Origin of the sequence: Sporosalibacterium faouarense (assembly GCF_016765695.1) — a bacterium.
GTDB classification, from domain to species: Bacteria; Bacillota; Clostridia; order Tissierellales; family VENL01; genus Sporosalibacterium; species Sporosalibacterium faouarense.
Map to the genome: position 1 here is coordinate 97,861 of NZ_JAETGO010000043.1, position 24,960 is coordinate 122,820.

General features: G+C 31.6%; 24 protein-coding genes. All 24 read right to left on the minus strand.

The features are described from left to right. Positions 1–9 precede the first annotated feature (9 nt). Complete coding sequence (locus tag JMO20_RS08350) at positions 10–750, minus strand: DUF881 domain-containing protein (protein ID WP_202709115.1); 741 nt, start codon at positions 748–750, stop codon at positions 10–12. Between the two features lie 12 nt (positions 751–762). Continuing rightward, the gene (locus JMO20_RS08355) at positions 763–1,548 is read right to left on the minus strand and encodes a cell division protein FtsQ/DivIB (RefSeq protein ID WP_202709116.1); all 786 of its coding nucleotides are present in this window, start codon (positions 1,546–1,548) and stop codon (positions 763–765) included. Between the two features lie 54 nt (positions 1,549–1,602). Then, positions 1,603–2,853, minus strand: a complete 1,251-nt coding sequence (gene murA, locus JMO20_RS08360) for a UDP-N-acetylglucosamine 1-carboxyvinyltransferase (RefSeq protein WP_202709117.1) — start codon at positions 2,851–2,853, stop codon at positions 1,603–1,605. 102 nt (positions 2,854–2,955) lie between these two features. Further along, on the minus strand, positions 2,956–4,074 hold the full coding sequence (gene murG, locus JMO20_RS08365) for an undecaprenyldiphospho-muramoylpentapeptide beta-N-acetylglucosaminyltransferase (protein ID WP_202709118.1): 1,119 nt from the start codon (positions 4,072–4,074) through the stop codon (positions 2,956–2,958). Positions 4,075–4,081: 7 nt separating this feature from the next. Then, positions 4,082–5,185, minus strand: coding sequence for a stage V sporulation protein E (gene spoVE, locus JMO20_RS08370; protein WP_202709119.1), 1,104 nt, complete (start codon positions 5,183–5,185; stop codon positions 4,082–4,084). Position 5,186: 1 nt separating this feature from the next. Then, positions 5,187–6,545 carry a UDP-N-acetylmuramoyl-L-alanine--D-glutamate ligase gene (gene murD / locus JMO20_RS08375; RefSeq protein WP_202709120.1) on the minus strand — a complete coding sequence of 453 codons (1,359 nt, stop codon included), beginning with the start codon at positions 6,543–6,545 and terminating at the stop codon, positions 5,187–5,189. A gap of 97 nt (positions 6,546–6,642) precedes the next feature. Further along, on the minus strand, positions 6,643–7,602 hold the full coding sequence (gene mraY, locus JMO20_RS08380) for a phospho-N-acetylmuramoyl-pentapeptide-transferase (protein WP_202709121.1): 960 nt from the start codon (positions 7,600–7,602) through the stop codon (positions 6,643–6,645). A 35-nt stretch (positions 7,603–7,637) separates the two neighbouring features. Continuing rightward, the gene (locus tag JMO20_RS08385) at positions 7,638–9,116 is read right to left on the minus strand and encodes a UDP-N-acetylmuramoyl-L-alanyl-D-glutamate--2,6-diaminopimelate ligase (RefSeq protein ID WP_202709122.1); all 1,479 of its coding nucleotides are present in this window, start codon (positions 9,114–9,116) and stop codon (positions 7,638–7,640) included. Between the two features lie 101 nt (positions 9,117–9,217). Beyond that, the gene (locus JMO20_RS08390; RefSeq protein WP_202709123.1) at positions 9,218–11,395 is read right to left on the minus strand and encodes a stage V sporulation protein D; all 2,178 of its coding nucleotides are present in this window, start codon (positions 11,393–11,395) and stop codon (positions 9,218–9,220) included. A 128-nt stretch (positions 11,396–11,523) separates the two neighbouring features. After that, positions 11,524–13,290, minus strand: a complete 1,767-nt coding sequence (locus JMO20_RS08395) for a peptidoglycan D,D-transpeptidase FtsI family protein (protein ID WP_202709124.1) — start codon at positions 13,288–13,290, stop codon at positions 11,524–11,526. A gap of 12 nt (positions 13,291–13,302) precedes the next feature. Further along, positions 13,303–13,785, minus strand: a complete 483-nt coding sequence (gene ftsL / locus JMO20_RS08400) for a cell division protein FtsL (protein WP_202709125.1) — start codon at positions 13,783–13,785, stop codon at positions 13,303–13,305. A 30-nt stretch (positions 13,786–13,815) separates the two neighbouring features. Further along, positions 13,816–14,748 carry a 16S rRNA (cytosine(1402)-N(4))-methyltransferase RsmH gene (gene rsmH, locus JMO20_RS08405; protein WP_202709126.1) on the minus strand — a complete coding sequence of 311 codons (933 nt, stop codon included), beginning with the start codon at positions 14,746–14,748 and terminating at the stop codon, positions 13,816–13,818. Between the two features lie 57 nt (positions 14,749–14,805). Next, on the minus strand, positions 14,806–15,237 hold the full coding sequence (mraZ, locus tag JMO20_RS08410; protein ID WP_202709127.1) for a division/cell wall cluster transcriptional repressor MraZ: 432 nt from the start codon (positions 15,235–15,237) through the stop codon (positions 14,806–14,808). 230 nt (positions 15,238–15,467) lie between these two features. Continuing rightward, positions 15,468–15,611 (minus strand): aspartyl-phosphate phosphatase Spo0E family protein, encoded by a 144-nt coding sequence (locus JMO20_RS08415; RefSeq protein ID WP_202709128.1) that lies wholly within the window; start codon positions 15,609–15,611, stop codon positions 15,468–15,470. A gap of 178 nt (positions 15,612–15,789) precedes the next feature. After that, complete coding sequence (lgt, locus tag JMO20_RS08420; protein WP_341534013.1) at positions 15,790–16,545, minus strand: prolipoprotein diacylglyceryl transferase; 756 nt, start codon at positions 16,543–16,545, stop codon at positions 15,790–15,792. A gap of 106 nt (positions 16,546–16,651) precedes the next feature. Next, complete coding sequence (yfmH, locus tag JMO20_RS08425) at positions 16,652–17,941, minus strand: EF-P 5-aminopentanol modification-associated protein YfmH (RefSeq protein ID WP_202709130.1); 1,290 nt, start codon at positions 17,939–17,941, stop codon at positions 16,652–16,654. Between the two features lie 11 nt (positions 17,942–17,952). After that, complete coding sequence (gene yfmF, locus JMO20_RS08430; RefSeq protein WP_202709131.1) at positions 17,953–19,227, minus strand: EF-P 5-aminopentanol modification-associated protein YfmF; 1,275 nt, start codon at positions 19,225–19,227, stop codon at positions 17,953–17,955. Positions 19,228–19,252: 25 nt separating this feature from the next. Then, positions 19,253–20,446 carry a ferrochelatase gene (locus JMO20_RS08435; RefSeq protein WP_202709132.1) on the minus strand — a complete coding sequence of 398 codons (1,194 nt, stop codon included), beginning with the start codon at positions 20,444–20,446 and terminating at the stop codon, positions 19,253–19,255. Positions 20,447–20,566: 120 nt separating this feature from the next. After that, the gene (locus tag JMO20_RS08440; RefSeq protein ID WP_202709133.1) at positions 20,567–21,112 is read right to left on the minus strand and encodes a YhcN/YlaJ family sporulation lipoprotein; all 546 of its coding nucleotides are present in this window, start codon (positions 21,110–21,112) and stop codon (positions 20,567–20,569) included. 95 nt (positions 21,113–21,207) lie between these two features. Beyond that, positions 21,208–21,519 carry a hypothetical protein gene (locus JMO20_RS08445; protein ID WP_202709134.1) on the minus strand — a complete coding sequence of 104 codons (312 nt, stop codon included), beginning with the start codon at positions 21,517–21,519 and terminating at the stop codon, positions 21,208–21,210. A 96-nt stretch (positions 21,520–21,615) separates the two neighbouring features. Then, a complete protein-coding gene (phoU, locus tag JMO20_RS08450; RefSeq protein WP_202709135.1) occupies positions 21,616–22,263 on the minus strand; it encodes a phosphate signaling complex protein PhoU in 648 nt (215 codons plus the stop codon). A 94-nt stretch (positions 22,264–22,357) separates the two neighbouring features. After that, positions 22,358–23,113 carry a phosphate ABC transporter ATP-binding protein PstB gene (pstB, locus tag JMO20_RS08455; protein WP_202709136.1) on the minus strand — a complete coding sequence of 252 codons (756 nt, stop codon included), beginning with the start codon at positions 23,111–23,113 and terminating at the stop codon, positions 22,358–22,360. Between the two features lie 24 nt (positions 23,114–23,137). Beyond that, positions 23,138–23,968, minus strand: coding sequence for a phosphate ABC transporter permease PstA (gene pstA / locus JMO20_RS08460; protein WP_202709137.1), 831 nt, complete (start codon positions 23,966–23,968; stop codon positions 23,138–23,140). A 1-nt stretch (position 23,969) separates the two neighbouring features. Further along, entirely contained in the window at positions 23,970–24,929 is a 960-nt protein-coding gene (gene pstC, locus JMO20_RS08465) for a phosphate ABC transporter permease subunit PstC (RefSeq protein ID WP_341534011.1), read from the minus strand. Positions 24,930–24,960 lie beyond the last annotated feature (31 nt).

The following is a 24,960-nucleotide window of genomic DNA, read 5'->3' on the forward strand; positions in this document are numbered from 1 at the left end:
TCCCAAGGGCTAATTGCTTATATCATAAGCTTCAGTAGCATACCTAAATTCTCTAATCTTAGTGTATTTAGGTATTTCAACGTTTTCTTGTTTATCTATTTGAATATCTATAGCATAATCTTCATTTGTGATTATCCATATAATTCTACCCTTCATTCTTAAAGCATTTTCTAAATTTTCAGGGTTACCAATAGCTTTTATAATTACTGGAGTAGTTGAAGATTCACCATTTATCATTAAATGATTACCTGCTGCTTCTATTTCTGTAAAACTAGTATATCTCTGTCCATTAATAGAAATAGCCTCTGCTCCAGCAGCATTTAATGTACTAATCATTTGAAGAATCCAGTCATAATTTTGAACAACGGCACTAGATCCGTCCCAATACTGATAATTCTCTTTAGTATCATCTATTTTCAATATTATACCTGGGCCTTTAACATCTTCATAGCCTGCAAGCATCCTGTACTTTTCCAGCTCTTTATAAAGATTTTCAACATAGGTGTTTTTATCAGCTTCTCCTTTTTCATATTGCTTAACCTTAGTCTCAAGCTTATCAAGTTCATTTCTTAAAGTGTCTTTTTCATCTTTGAGCTTCTCTAGTTCAAGAATTAACTCTTCTGTTCTTTGAGTAGGTATATAGTCTCCTTCTCCAAAGGTCTTTTTTACTGTTTTAAATTGAATAGCTAGTATAATCCCTAGTATAATACATACTAATGTTAAAGCTAATTTATTTCTAAAGCTTTTCATTATATTTTCCTCCTAATCGGTTTCAAAAGTAAATATAGCATCTTCTCCTTGTGTCAAATCTATCAAACCCTTTGAAATCTGCTCCTTATTGAAATCTTGTCTTTGTTCTAAACTTTCCATAATGTTAAAAACAAAGCTTAATTTATATTTTACATTATTTAGGTCACCAAATGCAACTTTAGTTCCAGAATTAAATCTAAAATTAATGCTATAATCGTCATTAACTTCAATTTCAGAAATCTTACTATATATATCAATAGTATTGCAAAGTTCTAGAAAGTTTATAATATCCTCTATGTTTCTATCTTCTTCTATTATTACCTTCTCACCTATAGATGCATTCTTAATTTTTAATCCATTAATTTGAGGGATATCCCCTTGAAATGCACTTTTAGCCTGGGCTATATCTATAATCATTCCTTCATCGTCTACAAGTATATAGGAACCCACATTAAGTAAGACCATATGTCTATTTCTTTCTACTATATTTATATCTATCCTATTAGGAAATTTTCTGTCAACCCTTGCTTCTTTAATATATGGATGTAATAGCAAGCTTTCAATGGCTGTAGACGTATCTACTCTAAAAATATTTTCTCCTTTTTGTATACCAGAAGCTAGTATAACATCATTATCTTTAAGTATTCCATCATTATTTACCTGAATTTTAGATATATTAAAAATATTAGTTTGAGAAAGCAAAATAAGAAAAACACTAGTAATTAAAAAAAGAATGACAATCATAAGTCCAATTTTTTTCTTTCTTATTTTCTTCTCAATTTTACTAGTTTTCTTCAATGATACACCTCCTCTAGGGCATGTCCAATTTAATCTAAGCAGCAGAAGCTGCTATTATATTTTCTTAATATCAGCTCCTAGCGATTGAAGTATTTTTTCTAAACCATCATATCCTCTTTCAATATGATATATATTATCAACCTCAGTAGTTCCTTTTGCAGCTAACCCTGATAATACAAGACTTGCTCCACCTCGTAGATCTTTAGCACTAACCTTAGCTCCAGTTAGTCCTTCAACTCCTTTTATTACAGCTGCCTTTCCAACTGTTTTTATATTAGCTCCCATTCTAACTAATTCTTCAACATGTTTAAATCTATTCTCAAAAACCGTCTCAGATATAATACTTGTTCCATTTGCCAATGATAGTAACGCCATCATCTGTGCTTGCATATCTGTAGGAAATCCTGGAAACGGAAGAGTCTGAACAGTCTCGATTGCATTTGGTCTTCTTGGTCCAATAACTTTTAGTGTAGTGCAGTTATTATATACCATACAACCAGCTTCTCTAAGCTTTGCAATAATAGATTGTATATGTTCTACTTCAATATTTTTAAGCACAACTTCTCCTCCTGTTATAGCAGCAGCTACCATATAAGTACCCGCAACAATTCTATCAGGGATTATATTATGCTCTACACTATTGAAGCTATCCACTCCATCTATTCTTATGACACTTGTTCCTGCTCCATAAATCTTTGCCCCTGCTACATTTAAGTAATTTTGCAGGTCAATTATCTCAGGCTCACGGGCAGCATTTCTAATTATTGTTGTTCCCTTAGCTTTAACTGCAACCATCATTATGTTCTCAGTGGCACCAACACTAGGATAGTCTAGTTGAATTTCACAACCTCTAAGATTCTCAGCTTTACAATATAAAAAACCATGAGATTCTTCTATTATTGCTCCCAACTCTCTAAGGGATTTTAGATGCAAATCAATTGGTCTAGGCCCGATTTCACAGCCTCCTGGATAACTAATTTCAACTTCACCAAACCTGGCTAGCATTGCTCCCATTAATATAATGGAAGACCTCATTTCTCTTACTAGTTCCTCTGAAATTCTCATCTTATTTATAGGTCTTGAATCTACATATGTCATATCATCCATTCTGTTAACCTTACAACCAATAGTTTTTAAAATCTGTTCCATAACTTCTACATCTCTTAAATTAGGACAATTAAAAATAGTACTTGTATCGTTATTAATTACTGTAGCGGCCAATACAGGTAAAACAGAATTCTTAGCTCCAGTGACATTTATTTCTCCTACTAATCTTTTGCCACCTTCAATTATATACTTTCCCATCCTTTCACCTCCAAAGAATATGTCTAAAAAAATAAGTATATAACCATAATATGCATATCCTTGTAAGGTGTTACATCAGTAATATTCTAATATGTTTATGTTTTATTTAACCATCTGATTTATTATTGCAATAATTCTATCAGCAGAATCAGTTATGCCTATTCGCTTACTATTTTGCTCCATTCTTCTTAGCTTTCTTTCATTCTTTAATAAATCTATAATTAAATTATTTAATTTCTCTCCTGATAGCTCCTTTTCAAGTACCATAACTCCTGCACCTTCATCCTCTAATGCCTTAGCATTAAATTCTTGATGATTATCAGTAGCATAAGCCTTAGGGATTATTATACTAGCCTTCCCTATGGCATTAATCTCTGCTATGGATAATGCTCCACCACCAGTTATTATTAAATTAGCAATAGACTGTGCCTTTGGCATCTCAAATAAATAAGGTAATACTTTTATATTTTTATGAGTAGATAAATTAATTCCTTTAGATTTGATTCCTTCAACAAAATTATCATATAATCTCTTTCCAGTTACATGAATAATTTGAATATCATCATTATTTATATTCTTAGCTATTACTTCCTCCATTGCATCATTAAGACTTTTTTGTCCACCACTACCACCAAAAGATAAGACTGTTTTCTTTTGAGAAGTAATCCCTAATGATCTATAGGCGGAACTCTTGTTTATTTCTTTTATATTTACAATTTCCTTACGAATTGGATTACCAGTTATAATTACTTTACTTGAATCTTTAAAATACTTTTTAGATTCTTCAAAGCTAGCTGCTATCTTATCAGTAAACTTTGATAGTATTCTATTAGTAATACCAGGTAATGCATTTTGTTCGTGTATCAAGGTTGGTATTCCCTTTAGCGAGGAAATAAGGACTAAAGGTCCACAAACATAACCTCCAGTTCCTATCACAATATCTGGCGAAAACTCTTTTATAAGTTTCCTAGCATCATTTAGTCCTAATGCTAATTCCTTTATTGATTTCAATGTATCCATTGATAACTTTCTTCTAAAACCCTTAACTCTTATGCTTTTAAAGTTAAATCCTTCTTTAGGCACTATTTCTGATTCCATACTATTCTTTGTACCCACATACACTATAGATGAATCAGGATGTTCCTCTTTAATTTTCTTTGCTATGGCTAAGGCTGGATATATATGTCCCCCAGTTCCTCCACCTGTTATTAGAACCTTCAATTAACTCTCAACTCCTATCTAGTTCAGTATGTCTTGATATATTAAGTAGAATTCCAACTGCAGCCATATACACCATCAGTGATGTACCACCATAACTTATAAATGGTAACGGAATTCCTGTTGGTGGCATAGATGAAGTCACTACAGCTATATGTATTAATGTCTGAACTGCAATCAATGATACTATTCCTGAAGCTAATAGACAACCGAATAAATCCTTAGCATTCAATGCTATTCTAATACCTCTCCATATTATTAGTAGGAAAAGAACTATTACAGTAATACAACCAATAAAACCTAACTCCTCACCAATAATTGCAAATATAAAGTCATTGTAGGGTTCAGGTATATAAAAAAATTTCTGTCTACTCTTACCGAGTCCAGCCCCGAAAACTCCACCGGAGCCTAAAGCGTATAGAGACTGAACAACCTGCCAACCTATTCCACTCTTATATTCAAAAGGATTTAAAAAAGCCATAATTCTATTAAGTCTAAAATCTTCTAGTGCAATTGCTCCTGCCACTGCTCCCAAGCCAAGTACCCCTAAGACAGTTAAATGTAGCATTTTCATTCCCGCAATGAAGAGTATTATTACTAAAGCCATACCTAAAACAGCACTAGTACTAAGGTCTTTTTGCATAAGTATAGTTCCTGTTCCAATACCGATTATGACCAATGCTGGTAAAACACCCTTCTTTATACTTTTAATGTCTTCCTTCCTTCTGCTTAGAAATGATGTTAAATAAATAATTGAACCTAACTTCATTGCATCAGAAGGTTGAACAGTTGTAATTCCAAAATTTATCCATCTTTTAGCACCATTTATTTCTATTCCTAAGGGAGTATAAAGAAGCAAACTTAGCCCAATACACCCTAAAAATATCAACTTGGATAGTTTATTTAATCTCCAGTAAGGAAAGTTCATAAAAAACAACATTGCAAAAAGCCCTATTACTCCAGCTATAAGTTGCTTTTTAAGAAAATAATAACCATCATTCATTTTATACAATGCATTAGGCCAACTAGAGCTAAATACCATTATAATACCTATAAATACTAGTAAAATGGTAGCTATCATTAGTGTAAAATCACTGGCTTTACCCTTTGCCATATTAAGCCCTCCTTAAGCCTTTTACCTCATTTACAAAATCCTCTCCCCTGACTTCAAAATTCTTATACATATCCCAACTTGCACATGCAGGAGAAAGAAGGATATTATCTCCAGAGCTGCTGAGTTCATAGCTCTTTTTAACAGCCCTTTTCATATCCTCTACTATATATATATTATTGAATCCATGACTTATTGCTGTCTTTTTTATTTTTTCTGCAGTTTCTCCTAGTAAAACTAATGCTTTAACCTTTCCATTAAAACTCTCAATAAACTCTGTAAAGTCACTTCCCTTATCCATCCCACCAGCTATTAAAATAATCGGGCTCTTTATAGCCTTTACTGCATTAATTGAAGAATCTGGATTAGTTCCTTTTGAGTCATTATAAAAGCTAACTCCATTAATTTCTTCTACAAATTTCAATCTATGCTCTACTCCCTTAAATTCCCTTAAGGTTTTAGCTATTATCTCTATATCTACACCCATAATCCAAGCAGCACAAGTAGCTGCTAAAGCATCTTGTAAAATATGTTTTCCTGGAAGTCCAACCTCTGAATAAGGTAACACCTCTATGATTTGCTTTCCATCATTTACTACTATATACTCACCATCAATATAAACTCCTCTTTTTAACGAGCTGTCTGTGCTAAAGTATATTAGATTTGAGTTAATCTCATCTTCTAACTTGGAAAGTATTTTATCATCATAATTCAAGATAGTATAATCTTCTTTATCTTGATTATTAAATATTTTCTTTTTAGCATTTACATAATTATCAAAAGTTCCATGCCAATTAATATGGTCTGGTGTTACATTCAATATAATGCTTATTTTAGGTTTAAAATCAAAAGTACTTTCTAATTGAAAGCTACTTGTTTCTATTACAAATACATCATTTTCCGACGAATTTACAAGCTCCCATAATATTCCTACTCCTATATTTCCAGTAACATGAGGATTCTGACCAGAATTCTTAAAAATTTCTCCTATCAACGTAGTAGTGGTAGTTTTCCCATTAGTACCAGTAATAGCAATCATAGGGTTATTACTTAACCGACTTGCCAACTCAATATCAGTTATTATTTCAATCCCTTTTTCTCTTGCACTATTTAACAAAGGAATATTTAAAGGAACTCCTGGATTTTTTATAATTAAATCAATGCTATCCACATCTACGTCATTACTTCCCAAAACATAGTTAACTTTTATGCCTTCAAGCTTTTTTATATCTTCAACTAGTTCTTCTTTTTTTTTCATATCTGTAATAGTTATATTTGCCCCTAGTCTATTAATTGCCTTTGCAGTAGATACACCACTTACAGCCAAACCAAGAACAACAATATTTTTATCTTTGAGATTCATTTTGCCACCTTCTTTACATATTGTAGTTTATATATATTACTCTATAAGTCTTAACAACCTTTTCACTCTAGATACATATGTAAACTTTTTCAGATTGCTAAACAGCAAAAAGACCTACTAAACATAGTACAAAAGTAATTGTCCAAAACACTGCTACTACTTTAGTCTCTTTCCATCCCTTTTCTTCATAATGATGGTGTAGTGGACTCATTCTAAATACTCTCTTTCCTGTCAACTTATATGATGTAACCTGAATTATAACAGATAATGCTTCTGCAAAATAGATACCACCAACAATAGGTATTATCAATGAAAGGTTAAGTAGAATTGCTGCTGCAGCCACAGCTCCCCCTAAGGCTAATGATCCAGTATCTCCCATAAAAACCTTAGCTGGATGAACATTGTACCTTAGAAATCCTAATAATCCACCTACCAATGCAGCAGAGAATATAGCAACACTGTCATTACCAGCTTGAATTGCAACTATACTAAAGAATACCATTACAATTAAAGTGACACCTGAAGCCAAACCATCTAATCCATCAGTTAGATTTACACTATTTACTACAGCTACCACAACAAAAGATATAAATGGTATGTATAAGAATCCTAAGTCAATAGTAGTATTAATAAAAGGTATTAATAATTTTGTCCCCATTAAAGAAGTACTTGATTGATAAAAAGCTAGAATAACTGCTAACACAATTTGAAGAAAAAGCTTTTGATAAGCCCTCAATCCTAGATTTCTCTTTAACACAACTTTAATAAAATCATCTATGAACCCTATTAACCCAAATCCAATTGTTGATAATAGCAACACTATCATATCATTATTTAGTACTCCTGAAGTTAGTGTAGTCAACAACAGTGCAGCGATAAACATTATTCCTCCCATCACAGGAGTTCCGCCTTTCTTGAAATGGCTTTTAGGTCCTTCTTCCCTAATACTTTGGCCTGCCTTAAGTCTTCTCAATAAAGGAATTACCAAAGGTCCTAATAACAATGTAATAAAAAATGCAATAACAATAATTCTAATTATATCCTTATATTCTACCATCTTTCTTCTCCTCTCAAGTTAAGGTTTATTAACTTTTAATGTTCTTCATTCAAAATGTCATATACAATCTTTCTCTCATCAAATGGCAATATTGTATCTTCTATTAAAGTATATGTTTCATGACCTTTACCTGCTAATAAGATCACATCATTTGCCATGCTATTATCCAAAGCATATCTAATAGCTTCTTTCCTATCTATTATTGATATAAAATCATTCCTCACTTTATGTACACCTACAAGAATTTCATCAATAATTCTTTTAGGATCTTCTGATCTTGGATTGTCTGATGTTACTATGCATACATCACTGTTTTTAGCAGCTATCTCACCCATTTTAGGCCGTTTTGATCTGTCTCTGTCTCCACCGCCCCCAAATAAAACTATTATTCTACCAGTTGCAAATTGTTTAATAGTTTTTAAGGCATTCTCTAGTCCTTCAGGAGTATGGGCGAAATCTATGATTACCGTAAAATCTCTATCTACTGGTATAACTTCAAATCGTCCTTTTATTCCCTTGATAGATTCTATTCCTTGCTTTATCGTCTGCAAATCAATTTCATATATATATCCACAAGCTGCTGCTGCCAATGTATTATAGACTGTAAACTCTCCAGGTGTATTTGTTACTATTGTAATTTTACCCTTAGGAGTATTCAAAGTATACCTTACTCCTTGGGCACTATAAACTATATTTGAAGCAAAAATGTCTGCTGAACTATCTAAACCATAAGTCAATAACTGGGTTTTCAAATTCTTTACTTCATTAAATATACGTCTTCCATATCTATCATCAATATTAATAATATTACATTTTTGAGTCTTATAAAATAGTTTTATTTTTGCATTATAATAATTATCGAAGTTCTTATGATAATCTAAATGATCGGTTGTTAAGTTAGTAAATACTCCCACATCAAACTGACAATAATCAACCCTACCTAAGTCCAATGCATGGGATGAAGCCTCCATAACACATAGGTTGATTTCAGCATCAGCCATGGAGTTAAATATTTCTTGTATTTCTAAAGGCTCAGGTGTTGTATTTTTAGTTCTCTTTAATTCTCCATCTATCAAATTTCCTATACTTCCTATAATCCCTACCTTTTTGCCATATTCTTTAAATATAGCTTCTACATAATATGTAATTGATGTCTTTCCATTAGTTCCAGTAACTCCTATAAGCTCCATTTTCTCAGAAGGCTTATTATAAAATCTAGATGCAATTCTAGCTAATGCCCTTCTTGTGTTTTCAACACTTATCATAGTTACTCTATCTTCATTACTTATATTCCCTATTTCATAAAGCTCTTTGGATATTACAATTGCCGAGGCCCCATTGTCTATAGCTTCAGATATATACTTATGACCATCAACACTAAAACCATCAATTGCCACAAAAAGACTATTTTTTAATGCATTTCTAGAATCATCAACTACTTTGCTAATATCAATATCTGTAGGACCATCTATATCTATAACTCTAATTCCCTTTAACAAATCTATAAGCTTCATACATCACACTCTCCCATTGATAATATCATATATTTATGATTAATAATAGTCTATTCAAAGGGCAACATTCAAACCTTTTGCTTGAAGTTGCCCTTTTTTGATTACCAATCTCTTTTTTGGAACTCAACCTCTATTAATGAATTGAATTTAACTTCTGTTCCAGGCTTAGGTACTTGATCCATAACTAGGCCATTGCCATTAAACTTGAACCGTAGATTCATTTCATTAAGAGTTTCAATTACTTTTTCAGGAGATTGACCTTTTAAGTTAGGCACTATGATAGTATCCTCAACTTCAACTTTATCTTGTGTATAAAGCTCTATCTTCGATCCTTTATTAACTTCTGTATTAGCCTTTGGAAATTGGTCTACAATTATAAGACTACCTTTCGCTCCAGACTCTTGAGTTGTATATTTAAATCCTTGACCTGCTAACATTTCTGCAGCTTCATTTAAATCTTTTCCAGTTACATCTGGTACTATAACCTTTTTCTTTAATTCTTCCTCTAATTCTTCGGCAGTATATTTTAATTCAACATCTAAATAATCTAGTGTTTCCTTTACCACTTCTCCTGCCACTGGCGCTGCAATAAGTCCACCATAATAAACTCCTGTACTTGGTTCATCAATTATTACTAGTACAGCTATCTCTGGATCATCTGTAGGGGCTATAGCTGCAAAAGAAGCAATATACTTTCCAGAAGCATACCTACCATCTACTACTTTTTGAGCTGTACCTGTTTTACCACCTACTCTGTAACCTGCTGTATATGCATTTCCGCCAGTTCCATTATCGACAACTGACCTAAGTATCTCCATCATAGTGTCAGAAGTTTCCTTAGATATAACTCTTTTTTTAACTTCTGGCTTAAACTCATGTACTAGCTCACCATTTTGGTCCCTTAGTTCTTTTACAATTCTAGGCTCCATAAGCTCTCCACCATTTGCAACAGCTGACATAGCAGTTACTAACTGAATAGGAGTTACAGCTATACCTTGACCAAAAGACATAGTGGCTAAATTTACTTCTTTTATGTATTCAGGTCTAATCACTAGCCCATAGGCTTCACTAGTTAAATCTATCCCTGTTTTATCACCAAATCCAAACTCTCTAACATATTCATACATCTTATCTTTACCAAGTCGTAATCCCACCTCAACAAAGACTTCATTACAAGAATTCTCTGCCCCTTCAACAAATGTCTGAGTCCCATGGGGATTATAGTATCTCCAGCATTTAATTGGCTTAGGACTCTTTACTTGTCTAACATATCCATCACAATGGAAGGTGCTATCTTTAGTTACAACTCCTTCTTCTAACCCTGCCGCTGCTGTAATAATTTTAAATGTTGATCCAGGTTCATAGTTATCACTGATAGTATATGGTCTCCATATACTATTCCATTCTTTAATTAGCTGTTCTTGAGATAATTGAGCCCATTCTTGTTTTTGCTCCTCTGTGACAGGTTCTCTTGGGTTGTTTGGGTCGAAATCAGGCTTTGTTGACATTGCCAATACATTACCAGTTTTTGGCTCCATAATTATTACTGCTGTCCTCTTTGCCTTATTTTTAACTTGAGCTTCAAGGGCTGCTTTTTCAGCAATATGCTGAATTGTTTCATCTATAGTTAAAACAGCATTTAATCCTGATTCTGGCTCCACTAGCCTTTCTACATCTCCAGGTAACTGTCTTCCTAGTGAGTCAGTGTTTTTAATCAGCCGACCTGGTGTGCCTGTTAAATACTTATCATAGGTCCGTTCAACTCCATAAAGACCTTTATTATCATAGTCAGTAAAGCCTAAAATATATGATGCAAAGTTACCATATGGATAATATCTTTTGTTATCAGGAACTATTACTATCCCATCCAGATCTGCTTCTCTAAGCTCATCTGCTTCTTCATCACTAATCCATCTTTTTATTTTTACTATACTTTGCCTCTTAGTTAAATCAGATAGTACGTCTTCTTTATCTAGATCCAGTATTGTAGAAATAATCTCTGCTGATCTTTCAGGCTCATTTACATCAGCAGGTATACAATCAACTTGGTAGGAGCTTATGCTCACTGCCAACTCCTTACCATTTCTATCATATATTGCTCCCCGTTTAGGTCCAATAGGTATGTCTTTAGCCCATTGCTCTAAAGCTTCATCCTTTAATCCTTGACCTCTAACAATTTGAATATATCCCAGTCTCATCATTAATCCAAAAACAACTACTGAGACTGCTAAAAGCATAAAAACTAATCTTTTTTTAGTTGTAAAAGTAGGTGAAGACACAATTAAACCTCCTATAAGCTAGATAAAATACTTTTTTCACATCAATTTATATATATTTAATCCTTTAGTATCCTTGGATTTCAATAAATCCTTTATGTGTTTGTATTTTACTAAGCTTAATGGGAAGTTTAGTTAAACTGTGGTTCTATATCTAGGTAATTTAAAGTTTCTTCTATAAGTTTGCCTGCGATTGGTGCTGCCACCTGACCTCCATGTATATCTACTTCTTTATCAGGTTCATCTACTATAACTAATACTACAATCTTAGGGTCATTAACTGGAGCAACCCCAATAAAGGAAGCTACAAACTTCTCATCAGAGTATTCTCCATTAACTATTTTTTGAGCAGTACCTGTTTTTCCTCCAACTCTATAGCCAGGAACAAATGCCTTTTTACCAGTACCTTCTGTAATAACTGATTCTAGGATACCAAGTAAAGTATCAGATGTATCCTTTGATATAACCTTTCTAACCATTTCCGTTGGAAACTCTTCAGCAATATTTTCTTCTTCATCCAATATACTTTTTACAATTCTAGGCTTCATAAGCTTTCCTTCATTTGCTATTGCAGAAGCTGCAGTAATCAATTGAATAGGTGTAACAGCTATACCTTGACCATATGAAAGAGTTGCTAATCTAACATCTCTCATAGCCTCTGGGTCTGAAGGATAGCTTCCTTTTGCTTCTCCTAAGAAATCTATTCCTGTCTTTTCTCCAAACCCAAATGCTTCTATATATTTAATCATTTTTTCTTTGCCCACTTTTCTTGCTACCTCAATCATAACTGGATTACAAGAGTTTTGTACAGCTTCAGCAAAAGTTTCCTCTCCATGGGGATCATAGTATCTCCAACATCTTAAAACAACCCCAGGAATATCTCTAAAATATCCGTCACTATAAAACTGTGTATTAGGTGTTACTTCATTTTCTTCTAAGGCTGCTGCTGCTGTTATAATCTTAAAGGTCGATCCAGGCTCATATGTATCAGTAATGGGATGAGGCTTCCATAACGTATTCCATTCCTTTTCTAATTCCTCTTGTGACAAGTTTGCCCATCTATTTTTAGTTGCTTCATCATCAGGTACTCTAGGTTGATTTGGATCATAATCTGGCATTGATGCCATTGCTAAAAGATCTCCAGTACTAGGCTCCATTATTAGCACAGTAGTCCTTTTTGGATCAAAGTCCTCCATAGCTTGAGTAGCTGCTTTCTCTGCAAAATGTTGAATTGTTTCGTCTATAGTAAGCACTAAACTTGAACCTGGCTTAGCATCTATTAATCTTTCATTATCATAAGGGAGCTGTCTCCCCCATATATCAGTATTTATTATCAATCTACCTGGTACACCATGTAAATAATCATTAAAACTTTTTTCTACCCCATAGAGTCCTCTACTATCTATATCGGTAAATCCAAGAACATATGATGCTAGATTCCCTGATGGATAATATCGCTTTGTATGTGGCACTACTATTATTCCATTAATATTTTCTTCTTCTAAACTATCTCCTATATCTTTTTCCACCCAATCCATTATTTTTATGTACCTTTGATTAGAAGTGATTTTATTATATAAACTTTCTTCATTTATATCCAATAACTCCGATAGTTTTTTTGCCGTCTCTACTGGATTATCTATATCAGGTGGTATACATTCTATTTTATAACCATTAATGCTAATAGATAATCTCTTACCCTTCCTATCATATATAGTTCCTCTTTCAGGTTGAATTTTAATGTCTTCCGCCCACTGCTCCAAGGCTTCTTTTTTCAAAGCTTCTCCCCTCACTACCTGCAAAAAGCCTAATCTAGTTACAAGTAAAGAAACTAAAACTAATATTCCAAGCATTGTAACAACTAATCTTATTCTTATTCCCCTAAAGGGCGTGTTCATGCTTCCCACCCCCTAAAATAGTCCCGATAATTTATCAAAGAATCCATTGAAGCTTTTTAGAAAAACAAAGCCTGTTTTTTCTTCGGCACTATCCTTAGTTGATTTATCAAAAGCACCTTCATCTACAGATACAAATACAGTTTGGCTGCTCTTTGGATAATCCATTCCAAGTTTCTCTCTTGCTTCAACCTCAATCCATTCTGATTCCTTAATTCTATCAATTTGAACTTCAAGACTACTCTTCTCTTTATTTAGGTCTGAAATTTGTTGGTCCAATTGAGATACTTCTATTCTATACTGTGCAATTTGAGTATATCTCCATAGTAGTGATAGACATAATACTAACATCATTATAGATATTAAAAGGAGTTTCAATTTAAAAGATACAGATGATTTAGATTTTCTATTTGATTTATTCTTTTGTATACGCTGATTTTTTCTTTTCGTATCATGGTTTCTTGGATAATAAATTTCTTCCTTTTTTGCTACTAACAAATTTATTCACCCCTTTTACATTTTAGAACACTAAACTTTCTCTCCTACCCTCAATTTAGCACTTCTAGCTCTTGAATTATTCTCTAATTCATCCTTTGATGATGTAATAGGTTTTCTAGTAATAATTTTTAATTCTCTTTCTTTATCACATTTACATATAGGAAACTCAGGTGGACATATGCACTGTTTATTTAGCTCCTTGTACACTTTCTTTACTATTCTATCTTCCAAAGAATGAAAGGTGATAATGCATATTCTCCCACCTGGCTTTAAAACATCACATATGTCAATTATTGCATCCCTCAATATGTCCAACTCTTGATTAACTTCAATTCTTATAGCTTGAAATGTCCTTCTTGCTGGATGTGGTCCATCTCTCCTAGCTCCCTTAGGGATTGCTTTCTTAATCACTTCCACTAATTCTTCAGTAGTATCAATTGTCTTTTCTTTTCTATCAACAACGATGAACTCAGCTATTCTGTGGGCCCATCTTTCCTCTCCAAATTCTTTGATTATCCTTGTTAAATCCTCTTGAGAATATTTATTAACAACATCCCAAGCTGAAAAGTCTTCCTCTCTGTTCATTCTCATATCTAACTTTGCATCGTGATTATAGGAAAATCCTCTTTCTCCTTCATCTAGCTGATGGGAAGATACTCCTAGGTCCAGTAAAACTCCATCCACTTTTTCAATTTCTAAATTCTTTAATACTTCTTTAATATTTCTAAAATTATTATGTACAATCGTAATCTTATCTTCATAATCTTTTAATACTTCACTTGCCTTTTGTATAGCATTTAGATCTTGGTCGATTCCAATTAATCTACCTCCATCTAACTTCTTAACTATTTCCTTTGAATGTCCAGCACCTCCTAGTGTGCCATCAACATATATACCATCCTTTTTTATGTCTAATCCTTCAATGCACTCATCTAACAAAACCGAAACGTGTTCAAACTTCAATATAGTCACCTCAAATATTTTTTAATAGTATTTGTCATTTAGAAGATATATATAAATCTATATTCCTAACTCAGCCATTTTTTCAGCGATACTTTCATAGCTTAAGTTGTCATCATCATTGTAAGAATCCCATTCTCCTTTACTCCATATCTCAATCCTGTTAGAAACTCCTATGATAACTGCATCCTTATCTAATTTACAATGATCCCTTAAGTTGCTCGCTATCAAAACTCTCCCCTGCTTATCTAACCCACACTCTGTTGCTCCAGAGAAGAAAAATCTAACAAATGCTCTTGCATCTTTTCTAGTTAGTGGTAAAGTTTTTAATTTATTCTCAAGTATGTTCCATTCATCCATGGGGTAAACAAAGAGACAATTATCCAGCCCTTTTGTCATAATAAAGGTATCACCAAGCTTTTCTCTAAGCTTAGAGGGCATTATAACTCTTCCTTTGTTGTCCAGCGAATGATAATATTCACCAATAAACATTTCCTACACCCCATTTTTATGGAATACTCCTCCACTTCCCACCACTTTATACCACTTTTTATTTACTTCTATGCTAATTACTAAAATCCTTTATTTTTTTAATAAAATTTAATTTTTTTATCTTTCATCTAATTTTCAAAAAAACAAGAGTGAAGACCAACCTACTCATGGTCTTCACTCTTAAAACTTTAATATTTTAAGTTATCTAAAAAAGTAACTTTTATCCCTATTTATCTTGTGGTCTGCCTATAATATTCTGCAATTAATTGGTCTAACTCGACACTTAAGTTATAAATATACTCATATTTTCTGTTTTCATCTAGAGACTTGTTAAGCTTGTCCCTTAAATTAATAATTTTATCTGACAGTGTCATAGCAATCCCACCTTTTTTTTGAGGTGATTCCATTTTATTACAAAAAACTCTTTTCTGTCAATAAGTCTTGAAGGCTATCTACATTTATTTTTTGGATTTGACAATAAATATCTTCATTTTATTCCATCTTTTACAGGATTTTGATTTTAAATCACTCCACTTTCAATTAAAACTTCCTTTATTCTACATTATTACTACTATTATCATCAAATTTCTTCTTTCGTCTATAGAAAACATATCCTGCTAATAAGATTAATAAAATACTCATTAATTGGGCTATAGGTATAGAGCCTAGCATTAACTTATCTGTTCTCAAACCCTCTATAAAGAGTCTAGCAAAGGAATATAGCATTAAATAAAGCAAAAACGTTTCTCCATGAACTTTCTTTTTATTTCTACTATACCATAGTAAAAAAAGGAAAACTCCAAAGTTCCAAAGAGATTCATAAAGAAAAGTAGGATGTACTTTTTGACCATTAACCATTATTCCCCAAGGTAAGTTTGTTGGACCACCATGGGCTTCTTGATTTATAAAGTTACCCCATCTACCAATGGATTGAGCTAAAATTATACTTGGTGCACAAATATCTGCAAGACGCCAAAAATTAATTTTCTTTACTTTTGTAAATATAATTGCTGCAATAACACTTCCTATGATACCTCCATGTATTGCCAATCCTCCACCTCTAATATTTATCATCTCTAGAAAATCACCATTGTAATAATCCCAAGTAAAAATAACATAGTATATTCTTGCTCCAATTATACCTGCTGGTATTGCAAATATAAGTAAATCAATAATATTATCTTCTTTGAAATTAACCCTTTTAGCTTCTCTTAGTGCTACTACAGTAGCTATGAGCATCCCAAATGATATTAAAATGCCATACCATCTCACCGGTAACCCGAATATCTCAAATGCAACTGGATCTATCATCAGCTGTCCTCCTCAATATGTAAATTAGCTACTAGGAATATCTAGTAGCTTTATATACTTATACATTAAAATTATATTTTTCTAAAAGTATCTTGTCAATTAATTACTTTGGAGTAATTAATGATAAGGTGTAGTTATCTGATGTAAGATGCTGATTAAACCTTTTTTCTACATCTTTAAATTTTATACCTTCTAAGATATCTAGATACTTCATTAAGGACGATCCATTAAAATATTGATTAACAAATGTTGTGGCAATATACTCAATTGAATTAAAATCCATAAAGTAATAGCCTATATACTTCTGCTTTATCCTTTGAAAGTTTTCTTTATTAAGTCCACTTTTCTGTTTTTCTTCCAAATAACTTAATATCTCTGATAAAACTTTTTCAGCTTTTTCAGACTCTCCACCAATTATTGAATGTCCATAATTTTTATGACCAACATATTGTGTTCCAAAGGAATTATTTATCAATCCTTCGTCGTATAATTTCTGATAAAATTCTGAGCTTTCTCCCATAAGCATCTCAAGAAGAATGCTAGTTACTAGCTGTTTACGAACTAGGTCTTCTCCTCCAAACCCTATATCTAGATCCTTGAATCCTATATTAAATAAAGGTGTTGAGACTGATAAGCTTTCTTCAACCTTTAGTTTATTTATTGATTCAGGTTCTTCAGGATATTCTTTAACTATTTCGCCTTCAATACTCTTCAAATCATCTCTTTGATTATTTTTAATAATACTAAAAGCTTTATCAAACTCAATATCCCCTATCATAAATAAAATCATATTAGATGGATGATAGAACGTATTGTAGCAGTTATATAAATCTTCCTTTGTAATTTTATAAATACTCTCAACAGTTCCAGCTATATCGACTTTAACAGGATGCTTATGATATAACCCATCTAAACAGTTAAAAAACACTTTCCAATTAGCTGAATCATCATACATCCTAATTTCTTGTTCGATTATCCCCTTTTCTTTCTCAACATTTTCATCTGTAAAATAAGGATTTTGAACAAATTTTACTAGTAGTTCTAGATTTTCATAAAATTTATCAGTACAAGAAAAAAGATACGCTGTCTGATTAAAATTTGTGAAAGCATTAACATAAGATCCTAATTTAGAGAATTCATTAAATATATTGCCTTCTGGTTCTTCAAATAGTTTATGTTCTAAAAAATGAGCTATACCTGCGGGAAATTCAGCAATTTCACTTTCACCAATGGGTATAAATCTATTATCATTAGAACCATAATTAGTGGCAAATATAGCATATTTTTTTAAGTAATCATTCTTTGGCATAAAAAATATTTTAAGACCATTTTCCAATTCTGCAAAATGTATTTCTTCATTTAATCGTTCATTTTTAAGATTATTGGGTGTCACAGTTATTCCTCCTAATTATTCTTTTTTCTCAAGAAGTATATTGTATCTAAGCTTAGTTTATTAGCAGCCTCAATTATTTCATCTTTACTTACCTTATTTATTTTCTCAATCATATCAGAAATATGGCTAGTATCCTTTGTTAAGGCCTGACTTAAATAAAATTCTGACATTGAGTAATTATTATCTGTCATACTCCTTATAGTAGTAATCAAAGAATTCTTTGATTGTTCTATATCATCATCAGTAAACTCTCCATCTTTAAGCTCTTGAATCTGATCTTTAATAATATCCAAAGCCTTATTGAAATTTTCAGTTTCAATACCTGAAGCTATAATCATTATTGACTTATATTTATATGATTTAGAATATATATAATATGCTAAACTTTCTTTTTCTCTCACATTCAGGAAAAGCTTTGAATTTGCCCCTCCTCCTAAAATATTACTAGCCACAATTAGAGGCTCATAAAGCTTATCTTCGTAAGGAATATTTGTTCTTAATCCAAGAGTTAACTTCCCTTGATTTACATCCATTTCTTCTGTAATCATGTTCTTAGTACGTATTGCTTTAATCACTTCTTCTCTAGGAAGGTTAATAATATCTTCTCTATGAAGCCTAAAAGTATCCTGTATACTATTAATGGCTTCATCCTTGTTTATATTTCCTACAATAGATATTTCCATTGGACTACTTCTTAAAATTGACCTATAGTGTTCATATAAACCTTTACAGCTTATATCTTCGAGATCTTCAATATTTCCATATTTATATATACTAAACTTTTCATTTTTGCACATTTCTTCAATACATCTTTCTACTGCATATGTCTTTTTATCATTTATTCTTCCTTCAATTCTTTTCTTTAAATTCTCTTTCTCTTGCTTAAAATAGTTTTGTGAAAATACTTCATTTTCAGTATATGGATTAAAAATAATCTCATTTAACATATCTAATATCTTTCTTAGTAGGTTTTCTTCTTTAATGAAATCACTATTTACTGTCTCAATTGCAAATCTAATTATTTGCTTTTCTCCCTTTTTATTTACATTAATACTTAAATTTGCTCCATATAGTTCTTCTAATCTCCTTTGAATCTCAAGGGATGTGTTATATTTGCTGGTACCTCTTTTCAATATTAAAGGTAATAAAGCATTTTTAGTGGCTTCATCCTTAGATAAAGGTCTAACAATGTAAAAGTTTATTAAATTTGTTTTGAATTTGTTAGTCTTTATAAGATTAAAATGCACTCCATTGTCAATTTTTTCTCTTAAGTATTCAATACTCAATATTAATCCTCCTCTTCATTATTTATTAATCCCATTTTTTCAACTTTTCAATCTGGACTTTATTTCTTAACTCATATAAAAATACAGTATCATCTAAAAAGCCATCAACTATTTTAACCTTTACCCCTTCTGGTAAATCAACTTCTTCTTTTAATTCTTCTAAGATCTTGTTGTTTTCTATAAAAGTAATCTGTGGCTTAATGTAAATACATAATATCTCTCCTACACCATACTCTAATAATTCCTTAACTTCTCCAATGTATTCAGGGTCAATGCTATTACGCCAACCTAATCTTATTTTATCTTCTTGATAACCAACTCTATCAATCAAATAATCTTTAATCTTATTTCTAAACATTAGATTTTGTTTTACAGATTTTATATATTTATCTTTATTATATCCTTTTTCATTTTGTCCAATGAGAACTACTCCAGTATCTGCTATCTTTTCATCATCCACATTCTTAATTATTTTATCTAGATAGCAGTTAACTATATTCTCACTTTGCCATAAGGGCTCCGTATATTTAATTTGTATATTTAGATTAAACAACTTCATTTTTTCAATTCTAGTTTTCAATTCTTCCAAATAACTTCCTTCAGTTAAAAATATAGGTACCACTATAATTTTATGATACCCATCATTCACAATATCAATTAGTTTTTCTTCAACATATTTTCTATCATATAAAAATCCTGAATACACTTTGTTTTCTGACGGCAATAACTCTTGTAATTGATTATTAATTGTCATTACATCTGATTTATAATTACTTTTTCCTATTTCTCTATATTGATTCTTCAAAGAGCTCAAAATAAATGGCGTCGTAAGCTTACCTAATGTATTGTATTTTAAATCAATATTATTTATCTCCAATGACATATCATACATTGGACTTTCTCCCATATATACTAGTAATACAGCAATTTCCTCTTTATAATTATTTCTTTGCTCACTTTTTAGCTTCATATCATAATTTTGGAATGACAAGAATAAAATAGATATCAAATAAATTATGATAATACTACAGATAAATATTAAAGATTTTTTCAATGTTATTTCTTTTAAAAACTCTCTAATTGTCATTAACAATATTATACATGAAATAATTAAAAACACATTTTCCCAAGGATCAGAATAGGAGAAAGAAAGCATTAAAAAAAAGACAAATCCACAAACTTGAATAATTTTTTTATTAAAAGTCTCCTTTTTATCCATAAGATACCTCCATATAAGATTATATGCAACACTCCTCTTTGTAAATAATATGTTTTATTATTTTAAATATGAAGGGATAAAATGAGAACCTGAACAGTACTGTTCAGGTTCCTTTAAATCTTATAGATTTGGAGTTACTCTTCTTATCATATCTTCTATCTCATCAGTAAACCCTTTTATCGGTCTACCAGTTCTAATATTTCGGCCTATTTCATCAATTCTGTCAAATATATCTGGATCAGCTGTTACGCTTACTTTATTTATACTACTATCAGCATTTTTTACTGTTCTTTCTATTTGCTTTCTCATATTATCATTAATTCTTAAAGTACTGTCATTTGTTAAATCAACACCAATTAAAGCAGTATTTCCACTTATAACTACTGTTGCATCTTCAACATTTGACATAGCAGCTATTTTATCAGCTATTTTTTTTGCTCTAGATGATAAATTATTGTTATTTCCATTTATATTATTGTTGTTATTGTTTAGCCCATTATTGTTACCATTCTGGTTGTTGTTATTGTATAGATCATTGTTATCCATACCATAATTATTGTTAGGCTGATTTGGCTTTTCAGCGCTTGGCTGACACCCTATTGAAATAAAAGTAAAGACTAATATCACTAACAATATATATGAATATTTATTAAGGTTTTTAGTCAAATCTTTCACCTCCTAAATATATTTTCCCTCATAATTCAAAAATTATTATCTACATAAATGGAATAAAATAGCACCTTTAGAGGTGCTATTCTATTCTATCCATTAACTACATTAACTCTTTGAGAAATATTATCGTCATCATCTATAATCCCATCATTCTCTTCTATATTCTTGTAATCGTTATTATCATAGTTATTATTTTCATTGTTGAAGTAATCATTACCATTCATATTATCATTATTATAATAGTCATTATCATATAGGTCATGGTTTATATTATTATTGTCATACATATCATTATTTGGTTGATTTGGCTTTTCAGCACTTGGTTGGCAACCAATTATTGTTAAAGAAATGACTAATATAATAAGAAAAATATAGGAAATTGCTTTAAATTTTTTATGCAATTTTTCCACCTCCTATTAATATTCTTTGAGATTTAGTGGAAAAATATTATTAGTAATAATTGAAAATTAATAAAAAAAACACCCTTTTTTCGGGTGTTAAAATTCTAATCTATGACCTGTAGTCATGTATACAATACCTTCGCAGATATTTGTTGTATGATCTGCTATTCTTTCGATATATCTACCAATTAAAAGCAGATTGATAATTTGAGGCATGGTTTCTTTGTTATTGCTTAGTATTTCTAACAACTCAAGATATACTCTCTCATAAAGTTCATCCACTTCATCATCCATTTTAGTAATATTTTTTGCTGTTTCTGCATCTTCATTAATAAAGCTATCTAAGCTTTCTTTTATCATTTTTTTAGCAATATCTGCCATTTTAGGAATATCTACTAATGGTTTTATGAACTTTTCATTTCCAATTTTTTTAGTTACTTTGGCAATATTTACACCATGATCTCCAATTCTTTCTAAATCAGTAATGATTTTCAATATGGTACTAACCATTCTTAAATCTTTGGCAATAGGCTGTTGGAGTGCTAATAAGTCAAGACATTTATCTTCTATAATGATTTCTAATTCATCTGTTTTACCTTCAAGCTCGAAAACCTTATCTACTAAATCAGAATCCTGTGTCATTAAAGCTTTTATAGCAATCTCAATTTCTTCCTCAACTATTGCTCCCATCTTTAACAATTGCTCTTTTAAATCCTTTAATTGCTCGTCAAAATGTTTTCTCATAAATTTCACTCCCCTAGGATTTTAATTATAATAATTATATGATTATTCTAGTAAAAAATTTGTTAACTTTAAAATAAATTTAAATTAATTCTTATTATCCGAATCTACCAGTAATATAATCTTCAGTTCTTTTATCCTCTGGAGTAGAGAATATTGTTTTGGTCTCCCCAAACTCTATCATTTCACCTAATAAGAAAAATGCTGTATTATCAGAAATTCTACCTGCTTGTTGCATTGAATGAGTAACAATAACTATTGTATAATCTCGCTTTAACTCCTCAGTAAGCTCTTCTATCTTACCAGTTGCTATTGGATCTAATGCTGATGTTGGTTCATCCATAAGAAGCACTTCAGGCTCTACAGCTAAAGCTCTAGCTATACAAAGTCTTTGTTGTTGGCCTCCAGATAGTCCTAATGCATTTTTCTTTAATCTATCCTTAACCTCATCCCAAATGGCTGCAGAACGCAAGCTTTTTTCAACTATTTCATCTAATACACTTTTCTGTTTCACTCCGTGGGCCCTTGGTCCATATGCTACATTATCATATATACTCATTGGAAATGGATTTGGCTTTTGGAATACCATTCCTACTCTTTTTCTCAATTTAATAACATCAATATTTTTATAAATATCTAGTCCATCTAACTTTACATTTCCATTAATCTTAACACCTTCTATCAAGTCATTCATTCTATTTAGAGTTTTTAAAAATGTAGATTTACCGCAACCAGATGGACCAATCAATGCTGTTATTTTACGTTCCTCTATATCAAGATTTATACCTTTTAGCGCTTGAAAATCACCATAAAACAAATCCAAGTCCTTAACTGATATTTTAAAATTATTCATTACTTCACCCCTCTAATAAGTTTACTATTGCTTAGCCTTATTTAATCTTGATGCTAATTTATTTGCTATAAAGTTAATAACTAGTACAATTAAGATTAAAATAGTTGCAGTTGCATATGCTTTTTCAAAGGAAATACCCTCTTTAGCTAAATAATATAAGTGAACTGCAAGAGTTCTACCACCATCCATTAAGCCTTTAGGCATCCATTTTACTGTTCCTAGTGTTAAATATATTGCTGCAGTTTCACCAACAATTCTACCTATACTTAATATAACTCCTGTAAGAATACCAGGTATGGCACTAGGTAGAATGACTTTTCTAATAGTGCGTAACTTAGATGCTCCTAACCCAAGACTACCTTCTCTAAATGTATTTGGCACAGCTTTTAGAGATTCTTCTGTAGTACGTACAATTGTGGGTAAAACCATCATGCTTAAAGTTAATGAACCCGATAATATAGACCATCCAAAATTTAAAAATGTAACGAAAAATATTAAGCCATATAAACCAAAAACTATTGAGGGTATTCCAGCTAAACTCTCTGTTGCAAATCTTATTACTCTAACAACTTTACCAGGTTTAGCGTATTCAACTAGGTAAATAGCTGAAAAAATACCTATAGGTGTGGCTATTATGATTGTTATTAGTATTACATACAAGGTTGAAACAATATAAGGTAATATACCTTCTTCACCTTCACCCATCTGTGTCTGTGAAATGAAATCCCAGCTTATTTCTCCAATCCCATTAGAAACTACATATATTAAAATCCATAGGAGTACTCCAACAGTAACTATTGATGAGAGATATATTATTCCTTTTACTAGATTGTCCATTGAATGTCTTTTCTTCATCCTATTCACCCACCTTACTTGTAATGAAGTTTAATACTATATTTAAAATCATTATGAAAATGAAAAGAATAACTCCTGTCGCAAATAATGAGTTCTCATGTAACCCAGGTGCTGCATATGACATTTCTAATGCTATATGAGCTGTCATTGGTCTTACTCTATCTAGTATTGAAAAAGGAATTTGTATTGAGTTTCCAGCCACTAAAATAACTGCCATAGTTTCTCCTATAGCTCTACCTATACCTAATATAATTGCTGCAAATATCCCAGACTTAGCTGCAGGAATCATTACCTTGAATATTGTCTGAATATGAGATGCTCCCATTGCCAAAGAACCTTCTTTGTACTCCCTTGGAACTGCCTTTAAAGCTGTTACTGAAATATTAATTATAGTAGGCAAAATCATGAAGGAAAGTATTATTATAGCTGCCAATAGTCCATTTCCTCCACCACCGAAAGTCCTATCTATTATAGGGACTATAATAACTAGTCCAAAAAAACCGTAAACTACTGATGGTATACCCGCTAAGAGCTCCACCGCTGGTTTAATTATCTTAATCATCCAATCTGGTGCTAGCTCAGCTATAAAAACAGCAGTTAATAACCCTATAGGTACTCCTATGATTATTGAGCCTAATGTAGCATATATTGAAGCTACTATCATTGCTCCTATACCTAGAATCTCTGCCTCTGGGTACCAATCAGTTTTAAAAATAAAATCAAATAAACCAATCTCTGCAATTGCAGGAACTCCCTTGATAAAGATGAAGAAAGTGATTATAGCTATACTAACTATTGCCATACAGGCTGATAAGAAAAATATAATCTCTACAATTTTTTCCCATATCTCTGTCCACTTACTTTTACTCATATTAGGTCTGCTTTCATATTCATTGTTAAGTTCAGTTGCTTCCATTACTATAGCACCTCCACTACATATTTTGCATTTATTTTTAAACATGGCTTAGACTCCACAAATCTTGTGGAGTCTA

Coding starts and splice junctions, on each gene's coding strand:
- JMO20_RS08350 (WP_202709115.1), bottom strand. CDS start 750: ATGAAAAGCTTTAGAAATAAATTAGCTTTAACATTAGTATGTATTATA.
- murA (WP_202709117.1), bottom strand. CDS start 2,853: ATGGGAAAGTATATAATTGAAGGTGGCAAAAGATTAGTAGGAGAAATA.
- spoVE (WP_202709119.1), bottom strand. CDS start 5,185: ATGGCAAAGGGTAAAGCCAGTGATTTTACACTAATGATAGCTACCATT.
- murD (WP_202709120.1), bottom strand. CDS start 6,545: ATGAATCTCAAAGATAAAAATATTGTTGTTCTTGGTTTGGCTGTAAGT.
- mraY (WP_202709121.1), bottom strand. CDS start 7,602: ATGGTAGAATATAAGGATATAATTAGAATTATTGTTATTGCATTTTTT.
- JMO20_RS08385 (WP_202709122.1), bottom strand. CDS start 9,116: ATGAAGCTTATAGATTTGTTAAAGGGAATTAGAGTTATAGATATAGAT.
- JMO20_RS08395 (WP_202709124.1), bottom strand. CDS start 13,290: ATGAACACGCCCTTTAGGGGAATAAGAATAAGATTAGTTGTTACAATG.
- mraZ (WP_202709127.1), bottom strand. CDS start 15,237: ATGTTTATTGGTGAATATTATCATTCGCTGGACAACAAAGGAAGAGTT.
- JMO20_RS08415 (WP_202709128.1), bottom strand. CDS start 15,611: ATGACACTGTCAGATAAAATTATTAATTTAAGGGACAAGCTTAACAAG.
- JMO20_RS08435 (WP_202709132.1), bottom strand. CDS start 20,446: ATGGATAAAAAGGAGACTTTTAATAAAAAAATTATTCAAGTTTGTGGA.
- phoU (WP_202709135.1), bottom strand. CDS start 22,263: ATGAGAAAACATTTTGACGAGCAATTAAAGGATTTAAAAGAGCAATTG.
- pstB (WP_202709136.1), bottom strand. CDS start 23,113: ATGAATAATTTTAAAATATCAGTTAAGGACTTGGATTTGTTTTATGGT.
- pstA (WP_202709137.1), bottom strand. CDS start 23,968: ATGAAGAAAAGACATTCAATGGACAATCTAGTAAAAGGAATAATATAT.
- pstC (WP_341534011.1), bottom strand. CDS start 24,929: ATGTTTAAAAATAAATGCAAAATATGTAGTGGAGGTGCTATAGTAATG.